Source organism: Arthrobacter liuii, from assembly GCF_014639275.1.
Classification (GTDB): Bacteria; Actinomycetota; Actinomycetes; order Actinomycetales; family Micrococcaceae; genus Arthrobacter; species Arthrobacter liuii.
This window is the reverse complement of sequence record NZ_BMFW01000022.1, coordinates 1-21373: the sequence shown is the minus strand read 5'-3', so window position 1 is coordinate 21373 and position 21373 is coordinate 1. Positions and strand designations below refer to the sequence as shown.

The following is a 21373-nucleotide window of genomic DNA, read 5'->3' as shown; positions in this document are numbered from 1 at the left end:
TCTGGAGCTTTGTGACTAGCCCAGGTACCAGCCGGGCGGAGCCCAGGTGGCAGGGACGCTGTGGGCGGAGAAATCCTCGCAGCGGGTGCAGGTGTATGCCACCTCGCCGAGGGTGGACACTGTTCCGTCACGCCGGTAGGTGGGCGGAATGTACGACTCGAGGTAGACGAACTCGTCCGTACGGCATTTGTCGCAGGTGGGTTTTCCCACATATCCGGAGTCCACGGACGCGCGTCCGGTTCCGAGGGTGTTCTGGCGGGTGGACGGCCGTGCTGTGTTGTACGGGCGTGCGTGCGCAGAACCGAAATGGATGTTCTTGGCTGTCGTCATTGGCTGCCTGTCCCAAGCGCGGTTTCCGGCATGCGGGTGCGCTTGATTCGGTGAACTGGCCTGCTGCTTGACCTTGAAAAACCAGCATAGGTGATGCTACTTCCCCTATCAATGGACACGGACCCCCTAACTCCCCTAAATGCTGGAAATTAGCCTGCCGGAGAGTTAGGTTTGGCGGTTAATGGTCCTGCCAACAATCGACTGGGTGAGGGCATCGATCACCTCAGCATTCGCCAGCGGGTTGCGGATCAGCGTGAAGTCCACATCCCCCACTGCGGGAAGGTCGAAGCGCCGGGTGATGATCTTCAGGTCTTCAGGTACCAGCGACGTCGGCATGACGGCCACGCCGATGCCTGCCCGGACCGCCGCGAGCACCCCGCTGATCTGGCGGGTGGTGCAGGTGATCCGCCAAGTCCTGCCGTGGGCTTCCAGCGCATCGATGGCCAGTTTCCGGCTGAGGCTTGGGGCCGGGTAGGCAATCAGTGGTACAGGCGTCCCGTGCTCCAGTGCCGTCTGCTCCAGGCCCACCCAGGAGAACGAATCATGCTGGACCACGGTGCCGTCCTTGGCTCCGGCCACCCACTTCACGAAGACCAGGTCCAGCTGGCCGGCGTTGAGCTTGCGGTACAGCTGGTCGCTTTGGCCGACCGTCAGCTCCAGGTTGATCTGCGGGTAGATCTGACGGAACTCACGCAGGATCCGTGGCAGCCCCGTGATGGCCAGATCGTCAGCGGTGCCGAACCTCAGCCGTCCGCGCATGGCTGAGCCGGAGAAATATCGTGCTGCGGCGTCGTGGGCGGACAGGATGTTCCGGGCGAATCCTGCCATGGCGTCGCCGTTGTCGGTGAGCCGGACGTCGCGGGTGTCCCGGGTGATGAGGCTGCGCTTGGCGGCAGCTTCGAGTTTGCGGATGTGCTGGCTGATGGTGGGCTGGGCCAGCCCCAGACGCTCGGCCGCCCGCGTGAAACTGAGGGTGTCCGCCACCGCGAGGAAGGAGCGCAACTGTGCTGGTTCAAACATTGTGGACTCCGGTGTCTCCTGGGCAGCCAACCTATTGCGTTTCACAATACGAGTTATAGGGACCATACCCCTCCATAATTCCCTTCGCCAGCCTAGCGTTAAGGGCATCCCAGACCGCCCGCAATTTTGAGGACACTCCTGTGGCACCCCCACCGCCTTCGTCGGCCTCCGTCTCCCAACCAGTCATCGACGCGGCGGGCTCAGCGCCGCCGGACAACCAGACCCAGCCGCTCGCCGTCGTCGCTGACCGGCTCCCTTGGCGGCACACCTTCATCTCGCTGACGGTGCCCAACTTCCGGATCTTCGCCGCTGGCCACTTCATCGCCGTCATTGCCATCTGGATGCAGCGCATCGCCCAGGACTGGCTGGTGCTGCAGCTCTCGGGATCGGTGACGGCCGTGGGGTTCACCGTGGCGCTGCAGTTCCTGCCGTCCCTGTTGCTGGGTCCGTGGGGCGGCATGATCGCGGACCGGTTCGCCAAGCGGAAGATCCTTATCCTGTGCCAGAGCATGGCTGCCATCCTGGCTGCATCGCTCGCCACCCTTGCCCTCACCGGCGTCATCATGGTGTGGCACGTCTATGCAATCGCCCTGGTCCTTGGCCTGGTGACTGTCCTCGACCAGCCCGCACGCCAGGTGTTCGTCAATGAACTCGTTGGCCCCACGTATTTACGGAACGCGATCAGCGTGAACTCGACGACGTTCCAGCTGGGCGGCCTGATCGGTCCCGCCATTGCGGGCCTGCTCCTGACCGCGGTGGGGGCGGGCTGGGCCTTCGCGGCCAACGCAGTGGCCTGCTGCTCCACGGTGGTGATGCTCCTGGTCCTGCGCAAGGACCAGCTGCACGTCAACGCCCCCACGCCCAAGAGCAAGGGCATGCTCCGGGAGGGGCTGCGCTACGCCTTGAGCAAGCCCACCATCTACTGGCCGTGGCTGATGGCCGGCTTCATCTCGGTATTCGCCATGAGCCTGCCCGTGGTGCTCGCCGCCTTCGCGGACCATGTCTTCAAGGTGGGCGCCGGGGGCTACGGGGTCCTGAATGCCCTGGTGGCACTCGGTGCGCTGTCCGGCGCCATAGCTTCCACCCGCCGTCGTCAACTCCGCCTGCGGTCAGTGGTGTTCTGCGCCGGAATGTACGGCCTGATGCTCTGCCTGGCCGCGCTTGCCCCGTCAATGGTGTGGTTCGGGGTGGTGATGGTGCTCTCCGGGTTCTGGTGCCTCATGTTCCTCACCGGGTCCAACCAGTTGGTGCAGGTCAGTTCCAACATGGGCATTCGCGGCCGCGTAATGAGCCTGTACATCATGGTGCTGATTGGGGGCCAGGCGCTGGGCGGGCCCATGCTCGGCTGGATCGCCGAACATGCCGATCCGCACGTTGCGCTGCTGGTGTCCGGCGGCGTTCCGTCGCTCGCGGCCATGACCGTGGCAGCGATCCTGGCGCGGAAGGGATCGCTCCAGCTCACGGTGGACTGGCGGGACCGGCGGCATCCAGTGCGGATCGCCCGGCGGGTGGCTGCGTAAGGCGCCGTTACTGCTCCTGATGCGGGTATCGCGGGTTGCGGCCCTGAAACTCGAGTACGGCTTCGTTCCGGATCACGCCGTCGCGGATCTCGATGGCCCGCGCTATGGTGTCGTTTTCGCCCCACGCCGAAGTTCCGGCCATGACCGTTTCCAGGAACGGCAGGAGTGCCTGGCTGATCTCCCAGGTCGCGGAATTCCAAAGGTAGGACGGGCTATGGTCCACCGCGTAGTAGTTGATGTGGTCGCCCAGCGTAAAGATGGGATCGGTGAAGGTGGTGGAGCGGGCCCAGCTGAAACCCATGCCCTCATCGCACGACACATCGACAATGAGGCTGCCCGGGTTGAAGGCGCCCAGGTCCTCCTCGCGCAGATAGGTCAAAGGGTGGTTCGGGTCCTGCAGGGTGCAGTTGACCACGATGTCGCTTTCGGCCAGGAAGGGCGCCAGCGGAACCCGGCCACGTTCCGTGATGACCTGGCTCAGGAACGGGGCTTTCTGGTCATGGTCGAACTGGACGATATTGACCGAGTGGATCGGTGCGCCCACTGCGGCCACTCCGCGGTTGGTCAGCACCTGGACGTCATGGATGCCGTGTGCATTCAGAGCCGTGACCGCGCCGCGGGCGGTGGCGCCGAAACCAATCACGACAGCGCTCAGCCGGCGCCCGTAGTCACCGGTGGAGCCAGTCAGGGCGAGGGCGTGCAGGACGGAGCAGTACCCGGCCAGCTCGTTGTTCTTGTGGAACACGTGCAGGCCGAAACCGCCGTCCGAGGCCCAGTGGTTCATCGCCTCAAACGCGATGAGGGTGAGCCTTTTGTCAATGGCCAGCTGGGTGATGGCCCTGTCCTGGACACAATGCGGCCAGCCCCACAGAACCTGCCCGTCGCGCAGTTCTGCCATGTCTTCGGGTTGCGGTTTGGGGAGGAGTACCACGTCGGCCTCCGCCAACAGGTCTTCCTTGGCCGCGATTTTTCCCACCAGGGTACGCAGGTGGTCATCTGAGACGCCGAAGCGTTCGCCGTAGCCCTGTTCGACGATGATGCTGCGCCGGAGTTCGGGTGCGATACGCGGGAAATGCATCGGGTGGATAGGCAGGCGGCGCTCGTCCGGTTTTCGGGTCGATGCCAGCACGCCAAGGGTAAGGTGCGGCTCTTGCCCACTCACTTCTTTTTGGTGGCCTTGGTGGATGAGGTGTCCAGGGAGGATGCGGGCGCTCCAGCGGCTTTTTTGTCTGCGCGCTTTTCCTTGATGGACTTACCGGACTTTTTTGATGCCGTTTGACGCGGGGACTTGTCAGCCATGATTGCTCCTGTAGCGGAGCCGAATAGGCTCCTCACTACCGACGCTACACCCTGCCACCAAACGGACCCGTGGGCGGTGGCAGCCGGGGCGAGAGAGCGGCTGACGGGAATCGAACCCGCGTATCAAGCTTGGGAAGCTAGCGCTCTACCATTGAGCTACAGCCGCGTCGCCGCCACTCGCGCGGGGCAGAACTTAGCTTAGCGCAGATCTGCGGGCTCCCCGCCAACCTTGGCGAGCGGTGGTTCCGTGTCCTGCAACACGGGACGTCATCCAGTAACTCTTCAATAACGTCCGTGGTGCCGTCTAGGTTTGGGCGTTGGGCGCTGGCTAACCTGATGCGGGTAGCCGCCGCGTGGGGGAGGCAGCTATTGCGGAAGCCGACGTCAACCACAGGAAATTTCTTCATGGCAATCGCAGAGCACGAGGTCCTCATAGAGCGCGACGCCGTGGGCGTGTACCAATACCTCCTTGACGCAACCAATCTTCCGTCGTGGCGGAACGATGTGCGCAGCGTGAAGCTCGTGCAGGGGCCGGCCGAAGCCAAAGGTGCCGTGTACCGCAAAATGGTTGCTGGACGCTCCGGGCTGAGCATCCCCGCGGACCTGGAGATCACCAACGTGCGGCCCGGCGCTGAAATCCAATTCCACATCGTCTCCGGGCCCGCAACCCGCTGGGGCGGTTACTACCTCAGCACCGAAGACGCCGGAACGCGCGTACGGTTCGCCATGGAAGCGAAGCGCGAGGGACGGTTCGGGTTCCTCAGCAGCTTTTCCTTCCTGGACGGGATGCTGCAGCGCCGTGTCAGCTCCGACGTTGCCCAGTTGGACAAGCTGAAGCACGTGCTGGAGCTCCAGCCGGCCGTCTGACGCCGCTGGCCGTCTCAAGCCGCCGGCCCGGCCCTTGCCTTACTGGGCCAGCCGCTGCCCGGTCCAGGGGCCGGGGATGTTCGACGGCGATGCCAGGCTTCCGGCGCTCAGGTCCCAGTACTGCACGACGTCATTGGCCCGGCGGAGCGCCACGCCCGTGGAGTTCAGCCCGGTCACATTGCGCAGTGGCCGGATTCCCGTGACGTCGGTCCATCCGGTTGCGATGGTGGGCCGCGCCTCTGCGCGGAGGGCGGTGGTTCCCCACCCGCGGTAGAGCAGTACGCTGCCGTCCGTCTTCAGTCCCAGGATGTCCTGGAAGCCGTCGCTGTCGTAGTCCACCATGGACAGCCGGGAGGCGTAAACGCCGGTGGCTACGGTGACCCGCTCCGCGATGTCGCCGGTCCCCTTGTTGCCGTAGAGGAACAGGTTCCCAGCCCCGTCGAGGGCCAGGATCTGGGGCATCCGGTTGTTGGCACACCAGCCGCCTACTGCCAGGGTCAGGGTGTCCCAGCCGCCCGCGCCGAGGGTGATGGGGGCCTCGAAGCCGCCGCTGGAGATGCCCCGTTGCAGAGTGAGATTGCCGGTGGTCCATTGGGTCAGGACGTCATAGGTGCCGTCGCGGTCCCAGTCGGTGACAAAGACTTCCTTGGCTCCGCCGAAGCCCGAGCCGATGACCTTGGCCGCTGCATAGGTGCGGGGCCCGGTGGACGCCCGGTTCAGCAGTTGGCCGGCTGCGTCGACGGAAACGAGGTCGGCCGGCCCCGTGATCGCTGCTGCGGAAAGGTTAAGGGTGGGTGGCATGTGCCTGACAGGTGCATCGCACAGACTTGGCGGCGGTGGCGGGAAGGCACCGCCGGATCCCGCGCCGCCCGGGGAGTCGAGAGTGCCCGCCGGCAGCGTGGTGTAACCGAAGAAGTCCACCACGCCCCAGATCTGGTAGGTGGAGTTGGTGTAGGAGATGCCGGCGCCCATCACGTTGAAGCGCGGATCGAGGAGCATGGCATTGTGGCCGGGCGATCCCTTCCACCACTCCACAAGCTGGGCGGCGTCGCGGTCGGTGCGGATGGCAATGACCTCGCCGGCGCCATTATTGGGACTCAAGGCGCGGGGATCTGTCCAGAAACTCGCCCTGTGCTCGATCACCTCGCGCGTGGCGATGTTATCCGACCAGTCCTGGGCCAAAGCGGCCACAGTGGGGTGGTACTTCACCTTGTTCAGGCCGTTGGCCACCCGGTACTCGTTGATCTTGGTGAACACGGTAAGGATGGCCGCTGAATTGCTGTCCGGGACCAAGGCTTCAGTGGCAGGAAGGGCGGCGGCAGACTCGGGAGCAGCCAGCCGCGTAGTGGACGGTGACGCCAGTTCCTGGTCGGGTGCCCACAGCGGAGGAATGGAAGCTGTCTGGGGAACCGGGGCTGTAGAGACGGCCGGTGCCGGCGCTGACAGCGGTTCCGTGGCGGGTGCGACCGCAACCGTTGAGGGAGCGGGCGCCACAGGCGCGGACGTGGGAGCCGGTGCGGCGGTGGCCTCCGGCAGGGGCGATGCGACCCGGATGGCCGGGTCCACTGCGGGGGTGAGGCTCCCGGCGGAGCCGTCCCCCTTGCTGGACGTTCCGGCGTCGCGCACCAGGGGAGCCGCCAGCGAGATGCTCGCGGCGCCCGCCTGTCCCAACGGCAGGGGCGCGGAAGGTGCGGTGGCGGAGGAAGAGACCAGCGCCAACGCACAGAGCACGCCAACAAAAGACGGTGCCACTAATTTATTCACAACATCCCCAGCTCTGTTACGCCATCCGGGAGACCATTCCGGCGGCTTTCATTCGCAACATTAGCCCCAGGAGGCCACAGCAACAACGGGTAAGTGCAGTTGTGGATAACCGATACGGTAATTTGGGACGGTGCTGATCTCTGACCGCGACATTCGTGCCGAAATTGATTCCCAGCGGATCGTGCTGGAACCGTACGATCCGGCGATGGTCCAGCCGTCGTCCGTGGATGTCCGGATCGATAAATTCTTCCGGTTGTTCGACAACCACAAGTACGCGCACATCGATCCAGCGCAGGAGCAGCCCGAGCTGACACGGCTCGTGGAAGTGGAGCAGGACGAGGCATTTATCCTGCACCCGGGGGAGTTCGTCCTGGGTTCCACCTACGAAACAGTGACGCTGCCTGACGACATTGCGGCCCGCCTGGAAGGCAAGTCGTCCCTGGGGCGGCTGGGCCTGCTGACGCACTCCACCGCAGGCTTCATCGACCCGGGCTTTTCCGGACACGTGACCCTCGAACTGTCCAACATGGCCACGCTGCCCATCAAACTGTGGCCGGGCATGAAGATCGGCCAGCTCTGCTTCTTCCGGCTAAGCTCCGCCGCGGAGTACCCCTACGGCCAGGGGGAGTACGGCAACCGGTACCAGGGCCAGCGCGGTCCTACTGCCAGCCGCAGCCACCTGAATTTCCACCGCACCAGCATTTAGCGCGCCGGAAACGGGCACCCGCCGCCGGTGCCCGCCACACCGCCGCGGCCTAAAGCTGCGGGGCGACTGCCGGCCGGCGGATGAACGGCCGGGCCAGCGGCTCCACGTAGCGTGCGGCCAGCGGCCCCATCACCGCCATCAGCAGCACATAGGCGGTGGCCAGCGCCGCAAGATCGTGCGGAATGGCGCCTGAGGCAACCGCCAGGCCCGCGATCACGATGGAGAATTCGCCGCGGGCCACCAGTGCGGCGCCGGCACGGAAGCGGCCGGGCCGGGCGATCCCGGCCTGCTTTGCCGCCCAGATCCCGGTAACCATCTTGGTACCTGCCGTGGCCAAGGCCAGGACCAGCGCCCACCCCAGGACCGGGGGAATGGAGGCGGGGTCCGTGTTGAGCCCGAACGCCACAAAGAAGATGGCCGCAAACAGGTCCCGCAGCGGCTCAAGGATCCGGGTGGCGTTGTGGGCCGTCGAACCTGAGATGGCGATGCCCAGCATGAAGGCCCCCACGGCCGCCGACACCTGCATGGCGGACGCTGCGCCGGCCACGAGCAGGGCCGCCCCGAGAACATTGAGCAGGAAGACCTCCGAGTTCTCGCTGTGCACCGCCTTGGAGACATGGTGCCCGTGCCGCAGCGCCACCTTGAGGACCACGGTGACCACGGCCAGGGCAATCCCCACCGTGGTGAGCCCGCCGAGGAAGCCGACGCCCGCAAGCGTGGCCGTGAGGATGGGCAGGTAGACGGCCATGGCCAGGTCCTCGAACACCAGGATGGACAGCACCACGGGGGTTTCGCGGTTACCAAGGCGGCCGAGGTCCGTGATGACCTTGGCAGCGATGCCTGACGAGGAAATGTACGTGACGCCGCCCATCACCATGGCGCCTACCGCACCCCACCCCAGGAGCAGGGCAAGCCCGGCGCCGGGCAGGAAGTTCAGGACGAGGTCGAGGATGCCGGCCTGCCACGAACGGCGCAGGCCGGTAAAGAGCTCGGCAGCCGTATATTCCAGTCCGAGCATAAGCAGCAGGAGGATCACGCCGATCTCGCCGGAGAGGTGGGCGAACTCGTGCATACCTTCAAGCTTGATGATGCCGCCGGCGCCGAATGCCAGCCCGCCCAGTAGGTAGAACGGGATGGGTGACATGCCGATCCGTCCTGCCAGCCTTGCCAGGAGGCCGAGGCAGAACACAACGGCCCCCAGTTCAACGAGGGTCTGGGCCAACGGGTCCATGGGAACTAGCCGTGGCGCAGGATATCGGCCGCAGAGTCGAGGCCTTCCTGGGTGCCCACCGCCACCAGCAGGTCACCTGCGTGAAGGACGACGTCGGGCCCCGGCGAAGGCAGTACCTCACCCTCGCGCATGATGGCCACGATGGAAACACCGCACCGCGTGCGGATGGACGCCTTGCCCATGGGCTGGTTCTGGAACGGGGAGTCCGCCGCGATGGAGAACTGCCGGGTGACGATGCCCGGGACGTCCTTGTGCTCCTCCGTGAGCTTCATGGCCAGGTGCATGCCGCCCAGGAGATTGCCAAGCGTGGCTGCTTCGTCGCTGGTGAGTGGAATGGAAGCCTGGCAGGTGTCGGGGTCGTCCCAGGTGGAAACGATGAGTTCCGTTTGTCCTTCCCGCAGCTCCACCACGCCGATGCGGCGTCCGGAGGCGGTCATGAAATCCTTCCGGCGGCCAAGGCCGGGAAGATTCGTTTCGTCCACGTTCATGACTCCAGCCTAGTCTGCCTGGCAACACTTGGGCGGGGCCCTGGACAGGACGGGAAGGGGTATCAGCCGGCAGGGACCACGGCGATCGGTGCCTTCTCCGGGGACTTCACCGGCAGCAGCACCAGGAGCCCTGCCAGGAGGACCACCATGATGCCCACGATGCCCCATCGCTGTGCCTGGCCGGCTGGCACGAGCGGGGTGGCCAGGGTGATGCAGAGCGTGAACAGGGCCGGAGCCAGGAAGCTGACGGCCCGGCCGGTGGTGGCATACAGGCCGAAGAGTTCGCCTGACTCACCGTGCGGTGCCAACCGAGCCAGGTAGGCGCGGGACGAGGACTGGGCGGGCCCGACGAACAGGCAGAGGAAAAGACCGAACACCCAGAACGTGGTGCTGCCGGCCCATTCCATGCCGAAGAAGGCATAGTTGCCGTTGCCCAAGGCCAGGATCGCGGTCCCGGCAACCAGGAGCCCCACCAGGGACCCGGTGATCACGGCCTTCGGACCCACCTTGTCATCCAGGAAGCCGCCGATCACCGCGCCGATCGCTGCCACCACGTTGCCGAAGATGGCGAAGAAGATGACCTGGGACAGCGCAAAACCGAAGGTGCCGGCAGCGATGATGCCGCCGAACGTGAAGACGGCGGCGAGGCCGTCACGGAACACTGCGCTGGCCAGCAGGAAGTAGATGGTGTGCGGGCTGGTGGCGTAGATGGCCTTGATCCGCCGCAACAGCAGCCCATAGCTGGCAAGGAATCCCAGGCGTGCCGCTTGGCGGGAGCGGGGCAGCTCAGGGACGACGAACAGGACGGGGAGGGCGAAGACGAAGAACCACAGGGCGGAGAAAACGGCCACCAGCCGGATGTTGAGGCTGTCCTGCGTGGATGCGCCGAACCAGTCAAAAGCAGGCTGGACGAACAGCTGCAGGACGATCAGGAGGGCCACGATGCCGCCCAAGTAGCCGGCGCCCCAGCCGAAGCCGCTGACCTTGCCGATGTTCCGGGGCGTGGAGACCTGGGCCAGCATGGCGTTGTAGTTGACGCCGGCGAATTCGAAGAACACATTGCCCAGCGCGATCAGGGATGCTCCGAGGAGCAGGAATTCCGGGTGCGGGAACACGAAGAAGCACAGGGCGGTGAGGATGGCGACGGCGGCCGAGTTCACTCCCAGCCACAGCTTGCGCCGGCCGCCTGCGTCCGATCGCTGGCCGGTCACGGGTGCCAGCAGCGCGATGGCGAACCCTGCAACGGCCAGTGCCGCGCCCAGGACGGCAGAGGCGTTGTCCTCGCCGCCGAAGGCGTTGGATGTCAGGTAGACGGTGAACACGAACGTGGTCATTACTGCGTTGAAGGCCGCGGAGCCCCAGTCCCAGGAAGCCCAGGCCAGGACGCGGCCCTTGCTGGAGGACCGGGTTCCGGTTTCGAGTTCGGAGGCAGGCTGCATTGCCCCCGGAGCGCTGGCGCTGTTCATACGATGCATCGTATCCGCCGGTGGCGAACACCTTGCGGACCGCGCGCCCTTGTTGCCGGGGTTTTCGCCCGGTGTGTCGCCATATAACCGGAAGGGCGGGGGAGGGGTCTTGGTAAACTGAACCTTCCCGAACCTTACTTTTTGCCGCCTGCTCCAACTTTTGACAATCGAATTCCTGACGTTGCGGAGAATCCAGTGATAACAGTCCTTGCCGTGCACTTTTCGGTGGCTGTCCTGGCGCCCTTCCTCTTCAGGCTATGGGGCCGCAACGCGTTCTACGCGCTGGCTGCTGTTCCGGCTGTTTCCTTCGGCTGGCTGCTGTTCCAGCACAACCCCATCTACACCGGATCCGGCGCGGTCACGGAGGACATCGAATGGATCCCCAGTCTTCACCTGGAGTTCGCCTTCCGGATGGACGCGCTGGCCTGGGTGATGTCCCTGCTGGTGCTCGGCGTCGGCTCCCTGGTGCTGGTCTACTGCGCGCGGTACTTCAAAAGGAAGGACCAGGACCTCGGTGCCTTCGGCGCCCAGCTGCTGGCCTTCGCCGGCGCCATGTTCGGCCTGGTGGCAGCGGATGACCTGCTGCTGCTGTTCATTTTCTGGGAACTGACCACCGTCCTGTCCTACCTGTTGATCGGCTTTGCCCGGACCCGGCTCGCCGCCCGCCGCTCGGCCCTGCAGGCGCTGATGGTCACCACCGCGGGCGGACTGGCCATGCTGGTGGGCCTGATCATGCTCGGCGCCACCGCCGGAACCTACCGCATCTCCAGCATCCTGGACCAGGCCTCCGCGCTGGCCGCCGGGACATCCGGCGGCGTGGTGAGTGCCGCCGTCGTACTCATCCTGGTGGGCGCCATCACCAAGTCCGCGCTGGTCCCGTTCCACTTCTGGCTGCCGGGCGCCATGGCTGCGCCCACCCCCGTCAGCGCCTACCTGCATGCAGCGGCGATGGTGAAGGCCGGCATTTACCTGGTGGCACGCCTTGCGCCGGGATTCTCGGACACGGCGTATTGGCAGCCCGTGGTCCTGGGGCTGGGCCTGGCCACCATGCTGGTGGGCGGTTACCGGGCGCTGCGGCAGAGCGACATCAAGCTCATCCTCGCCTACGGCACCGTCAGCCAGCTGGGGTTCCTCACCATGGTGGTGGGCCTGGGAACGCCTGACGCCGCGCTGGCGGGCCTGGCCATGCTGCTGGCCCACGGCCTGTTCAAGGCCACGCTCTTCCTGGTGGTGGGCATCATCGACCACCAGTCCGGCACCAGGGACGTCCGCAAACTGTCCGGCGTTTTCCGCTCCTCCCGGGCGCTGGGCATCGTGGCCGGGATCGGCGCCGCGTCCATGGCGGGAGTTCCCCTGCTGGCCGGGTTCGTTGCCAAGGAATCGGTGCTGGAGGCGTTCGTTCACCATGCTGCCGACCCCCATTCCGGCCCGTGGGGCATGGTGGTGCTGGTTGGGCTGGCGGTGGGGTCGATCCTTACCTTCGCCTACAGCGCCCGCTTCATGTGGGGTGCGTTTGCCGTCAAGCACGGCGTGGACGCCACCCCTTTCAAAGCGGTCAGGCCCTCCTTCCTGGCCGCCCCGGCAATCCTCAGCATCCTGACCGTCGCCTACGGGCTATGGCCGGTTCCGGTGGATGCCTGGATCCAGCCGTACGCGGCGCTGTTCGCTTCCACGGCGCCCGACGCCGGCACGCCAGTTGAGCAGGCAGGGCACCTTGCGTTGTGGCACGGTTTCACCCCGGCGCTTGGGCTGACGGCCGTCACCTTCGTGCTGGGCCTGGCGATGTACTTTGGCCGCAACGCCGTGGCCCGCGCGCAGTCCCTGGTCCCGGGCTGGGTGGACGGCGACCGTGCCTACCAGCTGACCATCGGCGCCCTGGACGACGCGGCCGTCTGGATCACCGGCCGGACGCAGCGCGGTTCGCTGTACTTCTACCTTGCAGTGATCCTCAGTGTTGCGTTCGTCCTGCCGCTAGCTGCCATCCTGCTTGGCGGCAACGCCCTGCCCCAGGACATCTACCTTGTGGATCCGAACTCGCCGCTGCAGCTCGTGGCCGGGGTGGGCATCGTGATTGGCGCCCTGGCCGCCGTCAAGGCCAACAAGCGCTTCCTTGCCGTGCTCATGGTGTCCGTGACCGGGTATGGCATCGCGCTGGTGTTCGCACTGCAGGGCGCCCCGGACCTGGCCCTGACCCAGATGCTGGTGGAGACCATCATCCTGGTGGCGTTCGTCCTGGCCATGCGCAGCCTGCCGCCCGAACTACGGGACCGTACCGGCGGAAAATACCGGGTGGTGCGCGTGATCATCGGGGCGGGGTTCGGCGTGACCATGGTGTTCGCTGCGATGTTCGCCATGGGTGCCCGGACCGCGATTCCCGTATCACTGCAGTTTCCGCAGCTTGCCTATGAAGGCGGCGGCGGCCTGAACGTGGTCAACGTGACCCTGGTGGACATCCGCGCCTGGGACACGTTTGGTGAGATCAGCGTCCTGGCGCTCGCCGCCACCGGTGTTGCCAGCCTGATCTTCGTGCGCGGCCGCGGCGAACGCCTGCAGGCATCCGCGTCTGTTGCCGCGGGCACCGTGGGACGCTTCCACGGCGTGGATCCAGGTTCCCGGGACGGCGCTGCCCTGGCCATCAGCCGGAGGTTCGCGGCGGCCGCCCGCGACCCCTGGATCGTGGCGGGCCGGACACTCGCACCGGAGCGCCGGTCCATCATCTTCGAGGTGGTGACCCGCCTGATCTTCCACTCCATGATCATCTTCTCGCTGTACCTGCTGCTGGCCGGCCACAACCTGCCGGGCGGCGGTTTCGCCGGTGGCCTCACTGCGGGCCTGGCCCTTACCATCCGCTACCTGGCGGGCGGGCGCTTCGAGCTGCGGGAAGCGGCGCCCCTGAGCGCCGGCGCACTGCTGGGCATCGGCCTGGCCCTGGCCGCCGCCTCCGCCGTGGTGCCCCTGCTGTTGGGCGGCCAAGTGTTCCAGTCCGCCATCATCCAGGTGTGGCTGCCCGTGTTTGGCGACATTAAGTTCGTCACCTCCACCATCTTCGACATCGGCGTGTACATCGTGGTGGTGGGCCTGGTGCTTGACGTGCTGCGCAGCCTCGGGGCAGAGATTGACGAGCACCTTGAGGAGCGGTCCTTGGACGCCGGGCAGGAACCGGACCAGGAGGAGCAGCGCCAGGACGAGGAAGAACAGGAACCGGACGGGCTTCCTGCCGAGACCACCGCAAAGGGCCACGCATGAGCGTCAACCTGACCCTGCTGATCGTCATGGGAGCCCTGTACGCCTGCGGCATCTACCTGATCCTGGAACGCAGCCTCACCCGGGTACTGCTGGGACTGATGCTCCTGGCCAACGCCACCAACCTGTTGATCCTGGCCACCGGAGGCTACGCGGGGCTGGCTCCGCTGTTCTCCAAGGACACGCCGGCCCAGGACTACAACGATCCGCTGCCGCAGGCCCTGATCCTTACCTCGATCGTGATCTCCTTCGCGGTCACGGCGTTCATGCTGGGCATCATCTACCGCACGTGGCTGCTGGCGCGCCAGGACGAGATCCAGGACGACGTGGAGGACCGGCGGGTGGCGGAAACCCCCAGCTTCGATGCGGAGGATGACGCCGAAGTTCCGGTGGAAACATCCGAGTTTCCGCTCACCATGGTCGGTTCGGACGGCCGGGACGTCTCCGACCGTGGGGCCCCGGGCGCGGATGCGGACCAGGAGGCGGGCCGGTCGGTGGCCACCGTCGTGGCCGGTGGCCGGGAAATGCCTGCCGAACATGCTGCCGCGGAGGAAATGCCCGGCTCACTCAACATTGACCCCAGCCCGGAAGGAGGCGGAAAGTGAACATCGCAAGCTTTGCCCCGCTCGCCGTCGTACTTCCCATCCTGGGCGCCGCCCTCACCTTCCTGCTGATCCGGCACTCCCGGGCCCAACGCGCAGTGAGTATCAGCCTGCTGTCACTCACCCTGGCGCTCGAATGCCTCCTGCTGGCATCCGCGTGGAACAGCGGAGCCGCCGCGGTGACCATCGGCGGCTGGCTGCCGCCCTTCGGCATCGTCATGGTGGTGGACCAGTTCTCCTCGCCGATGCTGGTGGTGTCCTCCGCGGTAAGCCTGGCCGTGCTGGTGTACGCCACAGGCCAGGGCATGGCCGACGGCGATGAGGACGCCCCGGTCTCGATCTTCCACCCCACCTACCTGATCCTGGTGGCGGGGGTGTCCAATGCGTTCCTGTCCGGCGACCTCTTCAACCTCTACGTGGGCTTCGAAATCCTGCTCACCGCAAGCTACGTGCTGATGACCCTGGGCGGCACCGGACCGCGCATCCGTGCCGGCGTCACCTATGTGGTGGTGTCCGTGGTGTCCTCGGTGCTGTTCCTGATCGCGATCGCCATGGTGTACGGGGCAACGGGAACGGTCAACATGGCGGACCTGGCCATCAAGCTGGGTGAACTGGACCAGGGCACCAAAACCCTGCTGCACGTGATGCTGCTGGTGGCGTTCGGCATCAAGGCCGCCGTCTTTCCCCTGTCCTTCTGGCTCCCGGACTCCTACCCCACCGCGCCGGCCCCGGTCACCGCGGTTTTCGCCGGCCTGCTGACCAAGGTGGGCGTGTACGCGATGGTCCGGACCGAGACCCTGCTGTTCCCCGGCGACACCCTGAACACGCCACTCATGGTGGTGGCGCTGCTGACCATGGTGGTGGGCATCCTGGGTGCGCTGGCCCAAAGTGACATCAAGCGACTCCTCTCGTTCACCCTGGTCAGCCACATCGGCTACATGGTCTTCGGGCTGGCCATGTCTTCCGTGGCAGGGCTGGCGGCGGCGGTCTTCTACGTGGCCCACCACATCACCATCCAGACCAGCCTCTTCCTGGTGACGGGCCTCATTGAACGCAGGGGCGGCAGCTCCTCAGTGGACCGGCTGGGCGGCCTGGCCAAACTGTCGCCCATGCTGGCGTTGCTGTTCTTCATCCCCGGCATGAACCTGGCCGGCATCCCGCCGTTCTCCGGCTTCCTGGGCAAGGTGGGACTTATGCAGGCCGGCATCGAACTGGGCACCCCGCTGGCCTACGCGCTGGTGACCGGAGGGGTGGTGACCAGCCTCCTGACGCTGCTGGCCATCGCCAGGGTATGGAACCGCGCGTTCTGGCGCCGGCCCACCGACGCGGAACATCCGGATCCGGTGCTTCTTGCCACTCCCGCGGCGAGGGTTTCCGGCCCGGGTGCCAAGGTCAACAACACTGTGACGCTCCTGCCGCGCACCATGGTGGGACCCACCGCCGGCCTGGTGGTGCTCGGTGTTGCACTGACCGTCTTCGCCGGGCCGCTCTTCGGACTTTCGGACCGGGCCGCCAGGGACATGCTTGACCGGGCACCGTACATCCAGGCGGTGCTGGGCGACGGCACCGCCGTTCCGGGGACCACTGCCATGGGAGGTGGGCGATGAGCCGCAAACGCATTTCCCTTCGCCAGGAGCTGCCACTCCTGGTCTGGCTGGTGATTGTCTGGGGCGCCCTGTGGCAGGACTTCAGCCCCGGCAACCTGCTCTTCGGAGCCCTGCTGGCGGTAGGCGTGGCCCGGTTGTTCTACCTTCCGCCGGTGGAGCTCAGCGGCCGCTTCAACATCCTTTACGCCGGCCCCTTCGCCCTGGCGTTCCTGTGGAAGGTGGTGGTGGCCAGCGCCCAGGTCCTGTACCTGGCCACGGTCCGCGGGCCCAAGGTGGCCAATGCCGTCGTCGCCGTACGGCTGCGCAGCCACCAGGACCTCATCGTCACCGCCACCGGCCACGTGATATCCCTGATCCCGGGGTCCCTGGTGGTTGAGGTGGACCGCTCCACCTCAACCCTGTACCTGCACGCGCTCAACATCACCTCCACGCAGGACGTGGAGGCCCTGCGGAACGAGGTCCGGTCCATGGAGGCCGGCCTGATCCGCATCATGGGCAGCCCGGAAGAACTCAAAGCCGTCCTAATGGAGGCCGCCGCGTGATGCACGTTGTCCTGGCTGTCACAGCCGTCATTTTCTCGCTGGCAGCCGCCGGCGCCATCATCCGGATTGCCCGGGGTCCGTCGCTGCTGGACCGGGTGCTCGCTGCGGATGTGCTGCTCGCCATCCTGGGCGGCGCCCTGTGCATCGACATGGCCGTGAACCGGCACCTGAACAACCTGATGCTGGTGGTGGCAATCTCCATCATCGGCTTTATCGGGTCCGTGACGGTGGCCCGCTTCGTGGCGGACCGGAGGGTGAAGCCCAATGAATCCTGACTTTTCCGGACCCGATGCCTGGATCGACACTGTCTCGGCCGTGTTCATGGTGGTGGGGGCGCTCATGTCCCTGGGCGCCGCCGTCGGCCTGCTCCGCTTCCCGGACCTGCTGAGCCGCATGCATGCCGCCACCAAACCCCAGGTCCTGGGCCTGTTCCTGCTGCTGGCAGCCATTGGGCTGCAGATGCGGACGTGGTGGGTGTGGCCGGTCCTGGTGGTGGCATGGATCTTCCAGCTGCTAACCGTGCCCGTGTCCGCACACATGGTGGGCCGGGCGGGGTACCGCACCAAACACCTGCACCGGGAGCTGCTGACCGCGGACGAGCTGGAGGCCGTGGTGCAAAAAGCCGCCGCCGAGGCTGCCCTGAAGGACAACCGCGACGACGGCCGGCAGTGCTAGCCCGGGCGGCTAGACGATGTCCTGCGTCTTGGCGAAGCGGGTGATGGCGCGCTGGGTACCGCGGTTGGCCAGGACCTGGATGGTGGCGCTGACCGACGCCGAGACCAGTGCGAAGATCAAGGCCGAACGCAGGCTGGTGGGGACATCCTCGTTCTTCCCGGTGGGCGCTTTCTGCCCGGTGGTCTTTTCCCAGATGGTGTTAACCAGATTCGTGCTGGCCAGGCCTGCGCCGAGGCTCACGGCGGTCCCGAGCAGCTTGATGAGAAGGTTCATTCCTAGTACTCCTTGCAGTCGGAAAACGTACTCCCTCCAGCCTAGCCGCACACCCGCGCGGTCAGGGCAAGTGCGGCCTGCCAGTTGCCGGGGCCCTAATCCCTCAGCGCAGACCCCAGGATGTCGCGCAGCGCCTCCACCACCAGGTCATGGTCCTGCAGCTGGGGCAAACCCCGTGGAGCTCCCGGACTTCCGCTTCGATACGCGCGATCAGCGTCTCCAGCGATCCCTCGGGCTGCACGTCGCCGGAATCAGGATCGAAGCCGGTCACATCCGGTGGATTGGCGGTCATGGCCCTCAATCTACCCCTGTCCGGTGTAAACTTGACCACGCCCGGATGGGCAAACAACAAGCCTTACCCAACAAAAAGCAACACTAAAAACGACAGGGGAGCGCCGCCGTCGGGCATCCTGGCAAGAGCCGGGGACCGCAGGTGGGCGCTGAGAGTGCGGACAGCCGCAGACCCTCGAACCTGATCCGGTTAGTACCGGCGCAAGGGAGTCGAGTTCTCAAAGTGTCGCGGCTGCACGGCAACGGGCCGGCAGCCGGGTCCACTTTCCCCTCCTGTTTCCCAGGAGGATTAAATGAGTACTGCAGCAATCAAGAAGACCACCAGTAAGTCCTGGCGCGTCGTGGACATCGTTGTCGCCGCGCTGGTGGCCATCGCGGGCGGCGTTATTTTCTGGGCCTGGGACCAGGGGGCCGCCGCGCTCTCTGCCCCCATGAATGCCGCCTACCCTCCCCTGACCGGACTGCTGGCAGGCGGCTGGATGCTCCCGGGCGTTCTCGGAATGCTCATCATCCGCAAGCCCGGAGCCGCCCTGTTCTGCGAAACCGTAGCCGCCACAGGAGAGCTGCTCATGGGCTCCCAGTACGGCGCCTCGGTCCTCTTCTCCGGGTTCATCCAGGGCCTGGGCGCGGAAATCATCTTCGCCGTCTTCGTCTACCGGAAGTTCAACCTGCCCGTGTCCCTGCTGGCAGGCGCCGCGGCTGGGTTCTTCTGCGGCCTGAATGACTCATTTGCGCCGTGGGGCTGGAACATCGCCTACTCCGGCGCGGATAAGCTCGCCTACATCGTCCTCACCACCATTTCCGGCGCCGTCCTGGCCGGCGGCCTGTCCTGGCTTGCCACCCGGGGCCTGGCGCGCACCGGCGTGCTGAGTTCCTTCGCCTCCCGCAAGGCTGCCACGGAGCCAGTCTTCTCCTGATGGCGCCCTCCCAGGACGCCGCCGGGACGGTCCGCCCTGCCGCTGTCACCGCCCGCGGCTGGGGCTGGCGGCACGCCGGCAGGGCCACACCCGCCGTCCATGCCCTTGACCTGGACATCAGCCCCGGCGAGCGGGTGCTCCTGCTCGGCCCCTCGGGTGCCGGGAAGTCGACACTGCTGCATGCGCTCGCAGGCGTGCTGGGGGATATCAACGACGACGGCGAGGCCGGCGATGCCGACGAGTCGGGTTCGCTGCTGGTTGACGGCGCCCTGCCCCGGGCCCGGCGCGGCCGCGCCGGGCTCATGCAGCAGGACCCCGAGACGCAGGTGGTCCTGTCCCGGGTGGGGGACGACGTCGCCTTCGGGGCCGAAAACCTTGCGGTGCCCCGGGACGCGATCTGGGCGCGCGTGCACGAGGCGCTTGCCGACGTCGGACTGTCCCACCTCCCGCTGGACCATCCGACGTCGGCCCTGTCCGGCGGGCAGAAGCAGCGCCTGGCGCTGGCGGGCATCCTGGCGATGCGTCCGGGGCTGATCCTGCTGGACGAACCGACCGCCAACCTGGACCCGGACGGTGTGCTGGAGGTCCGCGACGCCGTGGGCCGCTGCCTGGACAAGACCGGGGCGACGCTGGTGGTGGTGGAGCACCGGGTGTCCGTATGGAAGGACCTGGTGGACCGGATTGTGGTCCTGCAGCCGGGCTCCGCAGCCGATCCTGCCGTGCTCCTGGACGGTCCGCCGGACCGGGTGCTCAGTGAGGCACGGACGATGCTCGCCGCGGCGGGCGTCTGGGTGCCAGGGTACGTGCCCGAAACCCGCAAACGGTCCGCCGGCCAGGCTTCCGGCGCAGGCAACCTCCTGCTGGCCGCCGAACAACTGGGCGTCTCCCGCGAACGTGGCCGCCGCAAAGGCCTCAGGAAGGTGCCGGCGGTTCCGGTACAGGAAGGCCTCACCGCGCAGGTCCGGGCCGGGCAGGCGCTGGCCATCACCGGCCCCAACGGCGCCGGAAAGTCCACGTTCGCGCTGACCCTCGCCGGGCTGCTGGAACCGGTGTCTGGAAAGGTCTCCGCCAGCCTGGACCTCAGCCGTGGCGCCGGCATCGATCCGTACAGGTGGAAGGCCGAGCAACTGATTTCGCGCGTGGGGACGGTGTTCCAGGAACCGGAGCACCAGTTTGTGACCGGCAAGGTCCTTGACGAGCTGCTGTTCGGCCCGCGGCACCTGGGCCACGGCGAGGACCGGGTAGACGAGCTGCTGGAGCGGCTGCGGCTCACCCAGCTGGTGAACGCCAACCCCTACACGCTCTCGGGCGGTGAGAAGCGGCGGCTGTCCGTGGCCACCGTCCTTGCCGCCAGCCCGCAGGTCCTGGTCCTGGACGAGCCCACATTCGGGCAGGACGCCAACACCTGGGCCGAGCTGGCCTCATTCCTGTCCGAACTCCTGGACGCCGGCACGGCCGTGGTGTCCGTGACCCACGACGCCGAATTCACGGAGGCACTGGGCGGGGCAGAGCTGCGCATGGCGGCGGCGGAAACGGTGGCGCCATGAGGCAGGAACTCACCCTGCACGGCAACAGGGCCCTCCTGGCCCGCGCCAACCCCCTGAGCAAGTTCGCCGCAGTCCTGCTCATCACGGCCGTCCTGGCGCTGTCCATCGACTGGGTGTCGGCCTCAGTGGCCCTGGTCTTCGAGCTTCTGCTGTTTCCCCTGGCCGGGCTCACCCTGTCCCTGTTGTGGCAGCGCGGCTGGCCGCTGATCATCGCCGCCGCCGTGGGTGGCTGGAGTACCTCCATCCTGGCGCCGGGCAGCGGAAAGATCCTGCTCGACGCCGGCATCTGGACCATGAGCGAAGGTTCCCTCCAGCTGGGCATCGGCTTCCTGCTGCGCGGCTTTGCCATCGCCCTCCCGGCGGTGCTCCTCATGAGCTGCACAGACCCCACAGACCTCGCGGACGCGCTGGCGCAGAAAGCCCGCCTGCCGCACCGGTTTGTCCTGGGAACCCTTGCCGCGATGCGGCTGGTGGGGCTTATGGCCGAGGAATGGCAGATCATCGGCATGGCCCGGCGTGCCCGCGGCGTGGGCTCGCGCGGCAGCCTGGTCCAGCGGGTGAAGGCGACGCTGGGGCAAAGTTTCGGGCTGTTGGTGCAGGCAATACGCCGCGCGTCGCGGCTCGCTGTGACCATGGAAGCGCGGGGTTTTGGCGGCGGGAAGCGGACCTGGGCGCGCGAATCCACGTTCAGCCTGCTGGATCTGGGCGTGGTGTCCGGCGGCGTCCTGGTGGCCGGGCTTGCCCTTTTTGCAGCGGTCACCGCCGGCACCTGGAATATGGTGTGGCTGGGGAGCTGAACCCGTTAGGGAGCTTCGTAGGCTTACCTATCGCACATACTGGGTAAAACCACTCGATGGGCCCCTAGGGCGTGTCTCCTAAAGCTGTCAGCCAGATGCTGATTGCTCGGAGGACTGCTCCGCCGCGGTAGGTGAGGGCGAGTTTGTCGTAGCGGGTTGCCAGGGCCCGCCACTGTTTGAAGGTGTTG

The 21373-nt window shown here is 66.5% G+C and carries 21 protein-coding genes, 1 tRNA gene, 1 pseudogene and 1 riboswitch; of the genes and pseudogenes, 12 read left to right on the top strand and 11 right to left on the bottom strand.

The window, feature by feature from the left end:
* Nucleotides 1-15: 15 nt before the first annotated feature.
* Both IEW19_RS17165 and IEW19_RS17160 read right to left on the bottom strand, forming a co-directional pair.
* Nucleotides 16-330, bottom strand: a complete 315-nt coding sequence (locus IEW19_RS17165) for a hypothetical protein (RefSeq protein WP_188572813.1) — start codon at nt 328-330, stop codon at nt 16-18.
* 165 nt (nt 331-495) lie between these two features.
* Nucleotides 496-1350 carry a LysR substrate-binding domain-containing protein gene (locus IEW19_RS17160; RefSeq protein WP_188572812.1) on the bottom strand — a complete coding sequence of 285 codons (855 nt, stop codon included), beginning with the start codon at nt 1348-1350 and terminating at the stop codon, nt 496-498.
* 140 nt (nt 1351-1490) lie between these two features.
* On the opposite strand from IEW19_RS17160, the gene IEW19_RS17155 reads away from it, so the two are divergent.
* A complete protein-coding gene (locus IEW19_RS17155) occupies nt 1491-2870 on the top strand; it encodes an MFS transporter (protein ID WP_188572811.1) in 1380 nt (459 codons plus the stop codon).
* A gap of 7 nt (nt 2871-2877) precedes the next feature.
* Here IEW19_RS17155 and IEW19_RS17150 read toward each other — a convergent pair whose 3' ends face one another.
* The 3 genes from IEW19_RS17150 to IEW19_RS17140 form a co-directional block, all read right to left on the bottom strand.
* Nucleotides 2878-4032: a N(5)-(carboxyethyl)ornithine synthase gene (locus tag IEW19_RS17150; RefSeq protein ID WP_188572810.1), complete on the bottom strand. Its 1155-nt coding sequence runs from the start codon at nt 4030-4032 to the stop codon at nt 2878-2880.
* Nucleotides 4029-4169 carry a hypothetical protein gene (locus IEW19_RS17145; protein WP_188572809.1) on the bottom strand — a complete coding sequence of 47 codons (141 nt, stop codon included), beginning with the start codon at nt 4167-4169 and terminating at the stop codon, nt 4029-4031. Before IEW19_RS17145 ends, IEW19_RS17150 begins: the two co-directional genes overlap by 4 nt.
* A gap of 95 nt (nt 4170-4264) precedes the next feature.
* Nucleotides 4265-4335: transfer RNA gene (locus IEW19_RS17140), tRNA-Gly, on the bottom strand.
* Between the two features lie 239 nt (nt 4336-4574).
* Between IEW19_RS17140 and IEW19_RS17135 the strand changes: the two genes are divergently transcribed.
* Complete coding sequence (locus IEW19_RS17135) at nt 4575-5036, top strand: SRPBCC family protein (protein ID WP_188572808.1); 462 nt, start codon at nt 4575-4577, stop codon at nt 5034-5036.
* Nucleotides 5037-5075: 39 nt separating this feature from the next.
* Here IEW19_RS17135 and IEW19_RS17130 read toward each other — a convergent pair whose 3' ends face one another.
* Nucleotides 5076-6788: a CAP domain-containing protein gene (locus tag IEW19_RS17130; protein WP_229748543.1), complete on the bottom strand. Its 1713-nt coding sequence runs from the start codon at nt 6786-6788 to the stop codon at nt 5076-5078.
* Nucleotides 6789-6930: 142 nt separating this feature from the next.
* Here IEW19_RS17130 and dcd point away from each other — a divergent pair, with 142 nt between their 5' ends.
* Nucleotides 6931-7506: a dCTP deaminase gene (gene dcd / locus IEW19_RS17125; protein WP_141161442.1), complete on the top strand. Its 576-nt coding sequence runs from the start codon at nt 6931-6933 to the stop codon at nt 7504-7506.
* 49 nt (nt 7507-7555) lie between these two features.
* Here dcd and IEW19_RS17120 read toward each other — a convergent pair whose 3' ends face one another.
* The 3 genes and pseudogenes from IEW19_RS17120 to IEW19_RS17110 all read right to left on the bottom strand — a co-directional run.
* Nucleotides 7556-8737, bottom strand: coding sequence for a cation:proton antiporter (locus IEW19_RS17120; RefSeq protein ID WP_188572807.1), 1182 nt, complete (start codon nt 8735-8737; stop codon nt 7556-7558).
* A gap of 5 nt (nt 8738-8742) precedes the next feature.
* Nucleotides 8743-9225, bottom strand: coding sequence for a cation:proton antiporter regulatory subunit (locus tag IEW19_RS17115; protein ID WP_188572806.1), 483 nt, complete (start codon nt 9223-9225; stop codon nt 8743-8745).
* A gap of 62 nt (nt 9226-9287) precedes the next feature.
* Nucleotides 9288-10745, bottom strand: a pseudogene (locus IEW19_RS17110) (MFS transporter); the annotation flags it as partial.
* A 141-nt stretch (nt 10746-10886) separates the two neighbouring features.
* Between IEW19_RS17110 and IEW19_RS17105 the strand changes: the two are divergent.
* The 6 genes from IEW19_RS17105 to mnhG are packed head-to-tail and all read left to right on the top strand — an operon-like array spanning nt 10887 to nt 17360.
* Complete coding sequence (locus IEW19_RS17105; protein WP_188572804.1) at nt 10887-13937, top strand: Na+/H+ antiporter subunit A; 3051 nt, start codon at nt 10887-10889, stop codon at nt 13935-13937.
* Complete coding sequence (locus tag IEW19_RS17100) at nt 13934-14539, top strand: Na(+)/H(+) antiporter subunit C (protein ID WP_188572803.1); 606 nt, start codon at nt 13934-13936, stop codon at nt 14537-14539. Before IEW19_RS17105 ends, IEW19_RS17100 begins: the two co-directional genes overlap by 4 nt.
* The gene (locus tag IEW19_RS17095) at nt 14536-16143 is read left to right on the top strand and encodes a Na+/H+ antiporter subunit D (protein WP_188572802.1); all 1608 of its coding nucleotides are present in this window, start codon (nt 14536-14538) and stop codon (nt 16141-16143) included. Before IEW19_RS17100 ends, IEW19_RS17095 begins: the two co-directional genes overlap by 4 nt.
* A complete protein-coding gene (locus IEW19_RS17090; protein ID WP_188572801.1) occupies nt 16140-16685 on the top strand; it encodes a Na+/H+ antiporter subunit E in 546 nt (181 codons plus the stop codon). Before IEW19_RS17095 ends, IEW19_RS17090 begins: the two co-directional genes overlap by 4 nt.
* Nucleotides 16685-16960 (top strand): MrpF/PhaF family protein, encoded by a 276-nt coding sequence (locus IEW19_RS17085; protein WP_188572848.1) that lies wholly within the window; start codon nt 16685-16687, stop codon nt 16958-16960. Before IEW19_RS17090 ends, IEW19_RS17085 begins: the two co-directional genes overlap by 1 nt.
* Entirely contained in the window at nt 16950-17360 is a 411-nt protein-coding gene (mnhG, locus tag IEW19_RS17080; protein ID WP_188572800.1) for a monovalent cation/H(+) antiporter subunit G, read from the top strand. The genes IEW19_RS17085 and mnhG overlap by 11 nt, the downstream gene beginning before the upstream one ends.
* 9 nt (nt 17361-17369) lie before the next feature.
* Here mnhG and IEW19_RS17075 read toward each other — a convergent pair whose 3' ends face one another.
* On the bottom strand, nt 17370-17633 hold the full coding sequence (locus tag IEW19_RS17075; protein ID WP_188572799.1) for a DUF4235 domain-containing protein: 264 nt from the start codon (nt 17631-17633) through the stop codon (nt 17370-17372).
* 103 nt (nt 17634-17736) lie between these two features.
* The gene (locus tag IEW19_RS17070; protein WP_188572850.1) at nt 17737-17925 is read right to left on the bottom strand and encodes a hypothetical protein; all 189 of its coding nucleotides are present in this window, start codon (nt 17923-17925) and stop codon (nt 17737-17739) included.
* Nucleotides 17926-18009: 84 nt separating this feature from the next.
* A riboswitch (TPP riboswitch) is annotated at nt 18010-18150 on the top strand.
* A 67-nt stretch (nt 18151-18217) separates the two neighbouring features.
* On the opposite strand from IEW19_RS17070, the gene IEW19_RS17065 reads away from it, so the two are divergent.
* The 3 genes from IEW19_RS17065 to IEW19_RS17055 are packed head-to-tail and all read left to right on the top strand — an operon-like array spanning nt 18218 to nt 21185.
* Complete coding sequence (locus IEW19_RS17065; RefSeq protein WP_188572798.1) at nt 18218-18841, top strand: ECF transporter S component; 624 nt, start codon at nt 18218-18220, stop codon at nt 18839-18841.
* The gene (locus IEW19_RS17060) at nt 18841-20388 is read left to right on the top strand and encodes an ABC transporter ATP-binding protein (protein WP_188572797.1); all 1548 of its coding nucleotides are present in this window, start codon (nt 18841-18843) and stop codon (nt 20386-20388) included. The genes IEW19_RS17065 and IEW19_RS17060 overlap by 1 nt, the downstream gene beginning before the upstream one ends.
* On the top strand, nt 20385-21185 hold the full coding sequence (locus tag IEW19_RS17055; protein ID WP_188572796.1) for an energy-coupling factor transporter transmembrane component T family protein: 801 nt from the start codon (nt 20385-20387) through the stop codon (nt 21183-21185). Before IEW19_RS17060 ends, IEW19_RS17055 begins: the two co-directional genes overlap by 4 nt.
* The last annotated feature ends 188 nt before the right edge of the window (nt 21186-21373 follow it).

Coding starts and splice junctions, on each gene's coding strand:
- IEW19_RS17070 (WP_188572850.1), bottom strand. CDS start 17,925: ATGACCGCCAATCCACCGGATGTGACCGGCTTCGATCCTGATTCCGGC.
- IEW19_RS17055 (WP_188572796.1), top strand. CDS start 20,385: ATGAGGCAGGAACTCACCCTGCACGGCAACAGGGCCCTCCTGGCCCGC.
- IEW19_RS17065 (WP_188572798.1), top strand. CDS start 18,218: ATGAGTACTGCAGCAATCAAGAAGACCACCAGTAAGTCCTGGCGCGTC.
- IEW19_RS17165 (WP_188572813.1), bottom strand. CDS start 330: ATGACGACAGCCAAGAACATCCATTTCGGTTCTGCGCACGCACGCCCG.
- IEW19_RS17085 (WP_188572848.1), top strand. CDS start 16,685: ATGCACGTTGTCCTGGCTGTCACAGCCGTCATTTTCTCGCTGGCAGCC.
- IEW19_RS17160 (WP_188572812.1), bottom strand. CDS start 1,350: ATGTTTGAACCAGCACAGTTGCGCTCCTTCCTCGCGGTGGCGGACACC.
- IEW19_RS17115 (WP_188572806.1), bottom strand. CDS start 9,225: ATGAACGTGGACGAAACGAATCTTCCCGGCCTTGGCCGCCGGAAGGAT.
- IEW19_RS17145 (WP_188572809.1), bottom strand. CDS start 4,169: ATGGCTGACAAGTCCCCGCGTCAAACGGCATCAAAAAAGTCCGGTAAG.
- IEW19_RS17075 (WP_188572799.1), bottom strand. CDS start 17,633: ATGAACCTTCTCATCAAGCTGCTCGGGACCGCCGTGAGCCTCGGCGCA.
- IEW19_RS17060 (WP_188572797.1), top strand. CDS start 18,841: ATGGCGCCCTCCCAGGACGCCGCCGGGACGGTCCGCCCTGCCGCTGTC.
- mnhG (WP_188572800.1), top strand. CDS start 16,950: ATGAATCCTGACTTTTCCGGACCCGATGCCTGGATCGACACTGTCTCG.
- IEW19_RS17090 (WP_188572801.1), top strand. CDS start 16,140: ATGAGCCGCAAACGCATTTCCCTTCGCCAGGAGCTGCCACTCCTGGTC.
- IEW19_RS17100 (WP_188572803.1), top strand. CDS start 13,934: ATGAGCGTCAACCTGACCCTGCTGATCGTCATGGGAGCCCTGTACGCC.
- IEW19_RS17135 (WP_188572808.1), top strand. CDS start 4,575: ATGGCAATCGCAGAGCACGAGGTCCTCATAGAGCGCGACGCCGTGGGC.
- IEW19_RS17120 (WP_188572807.1), bottom strand. CDS start 8,737: ATGGACCCGTTGGCCCAGACCCTCGTTGAACTGGGGGCCGTTGTGTTC.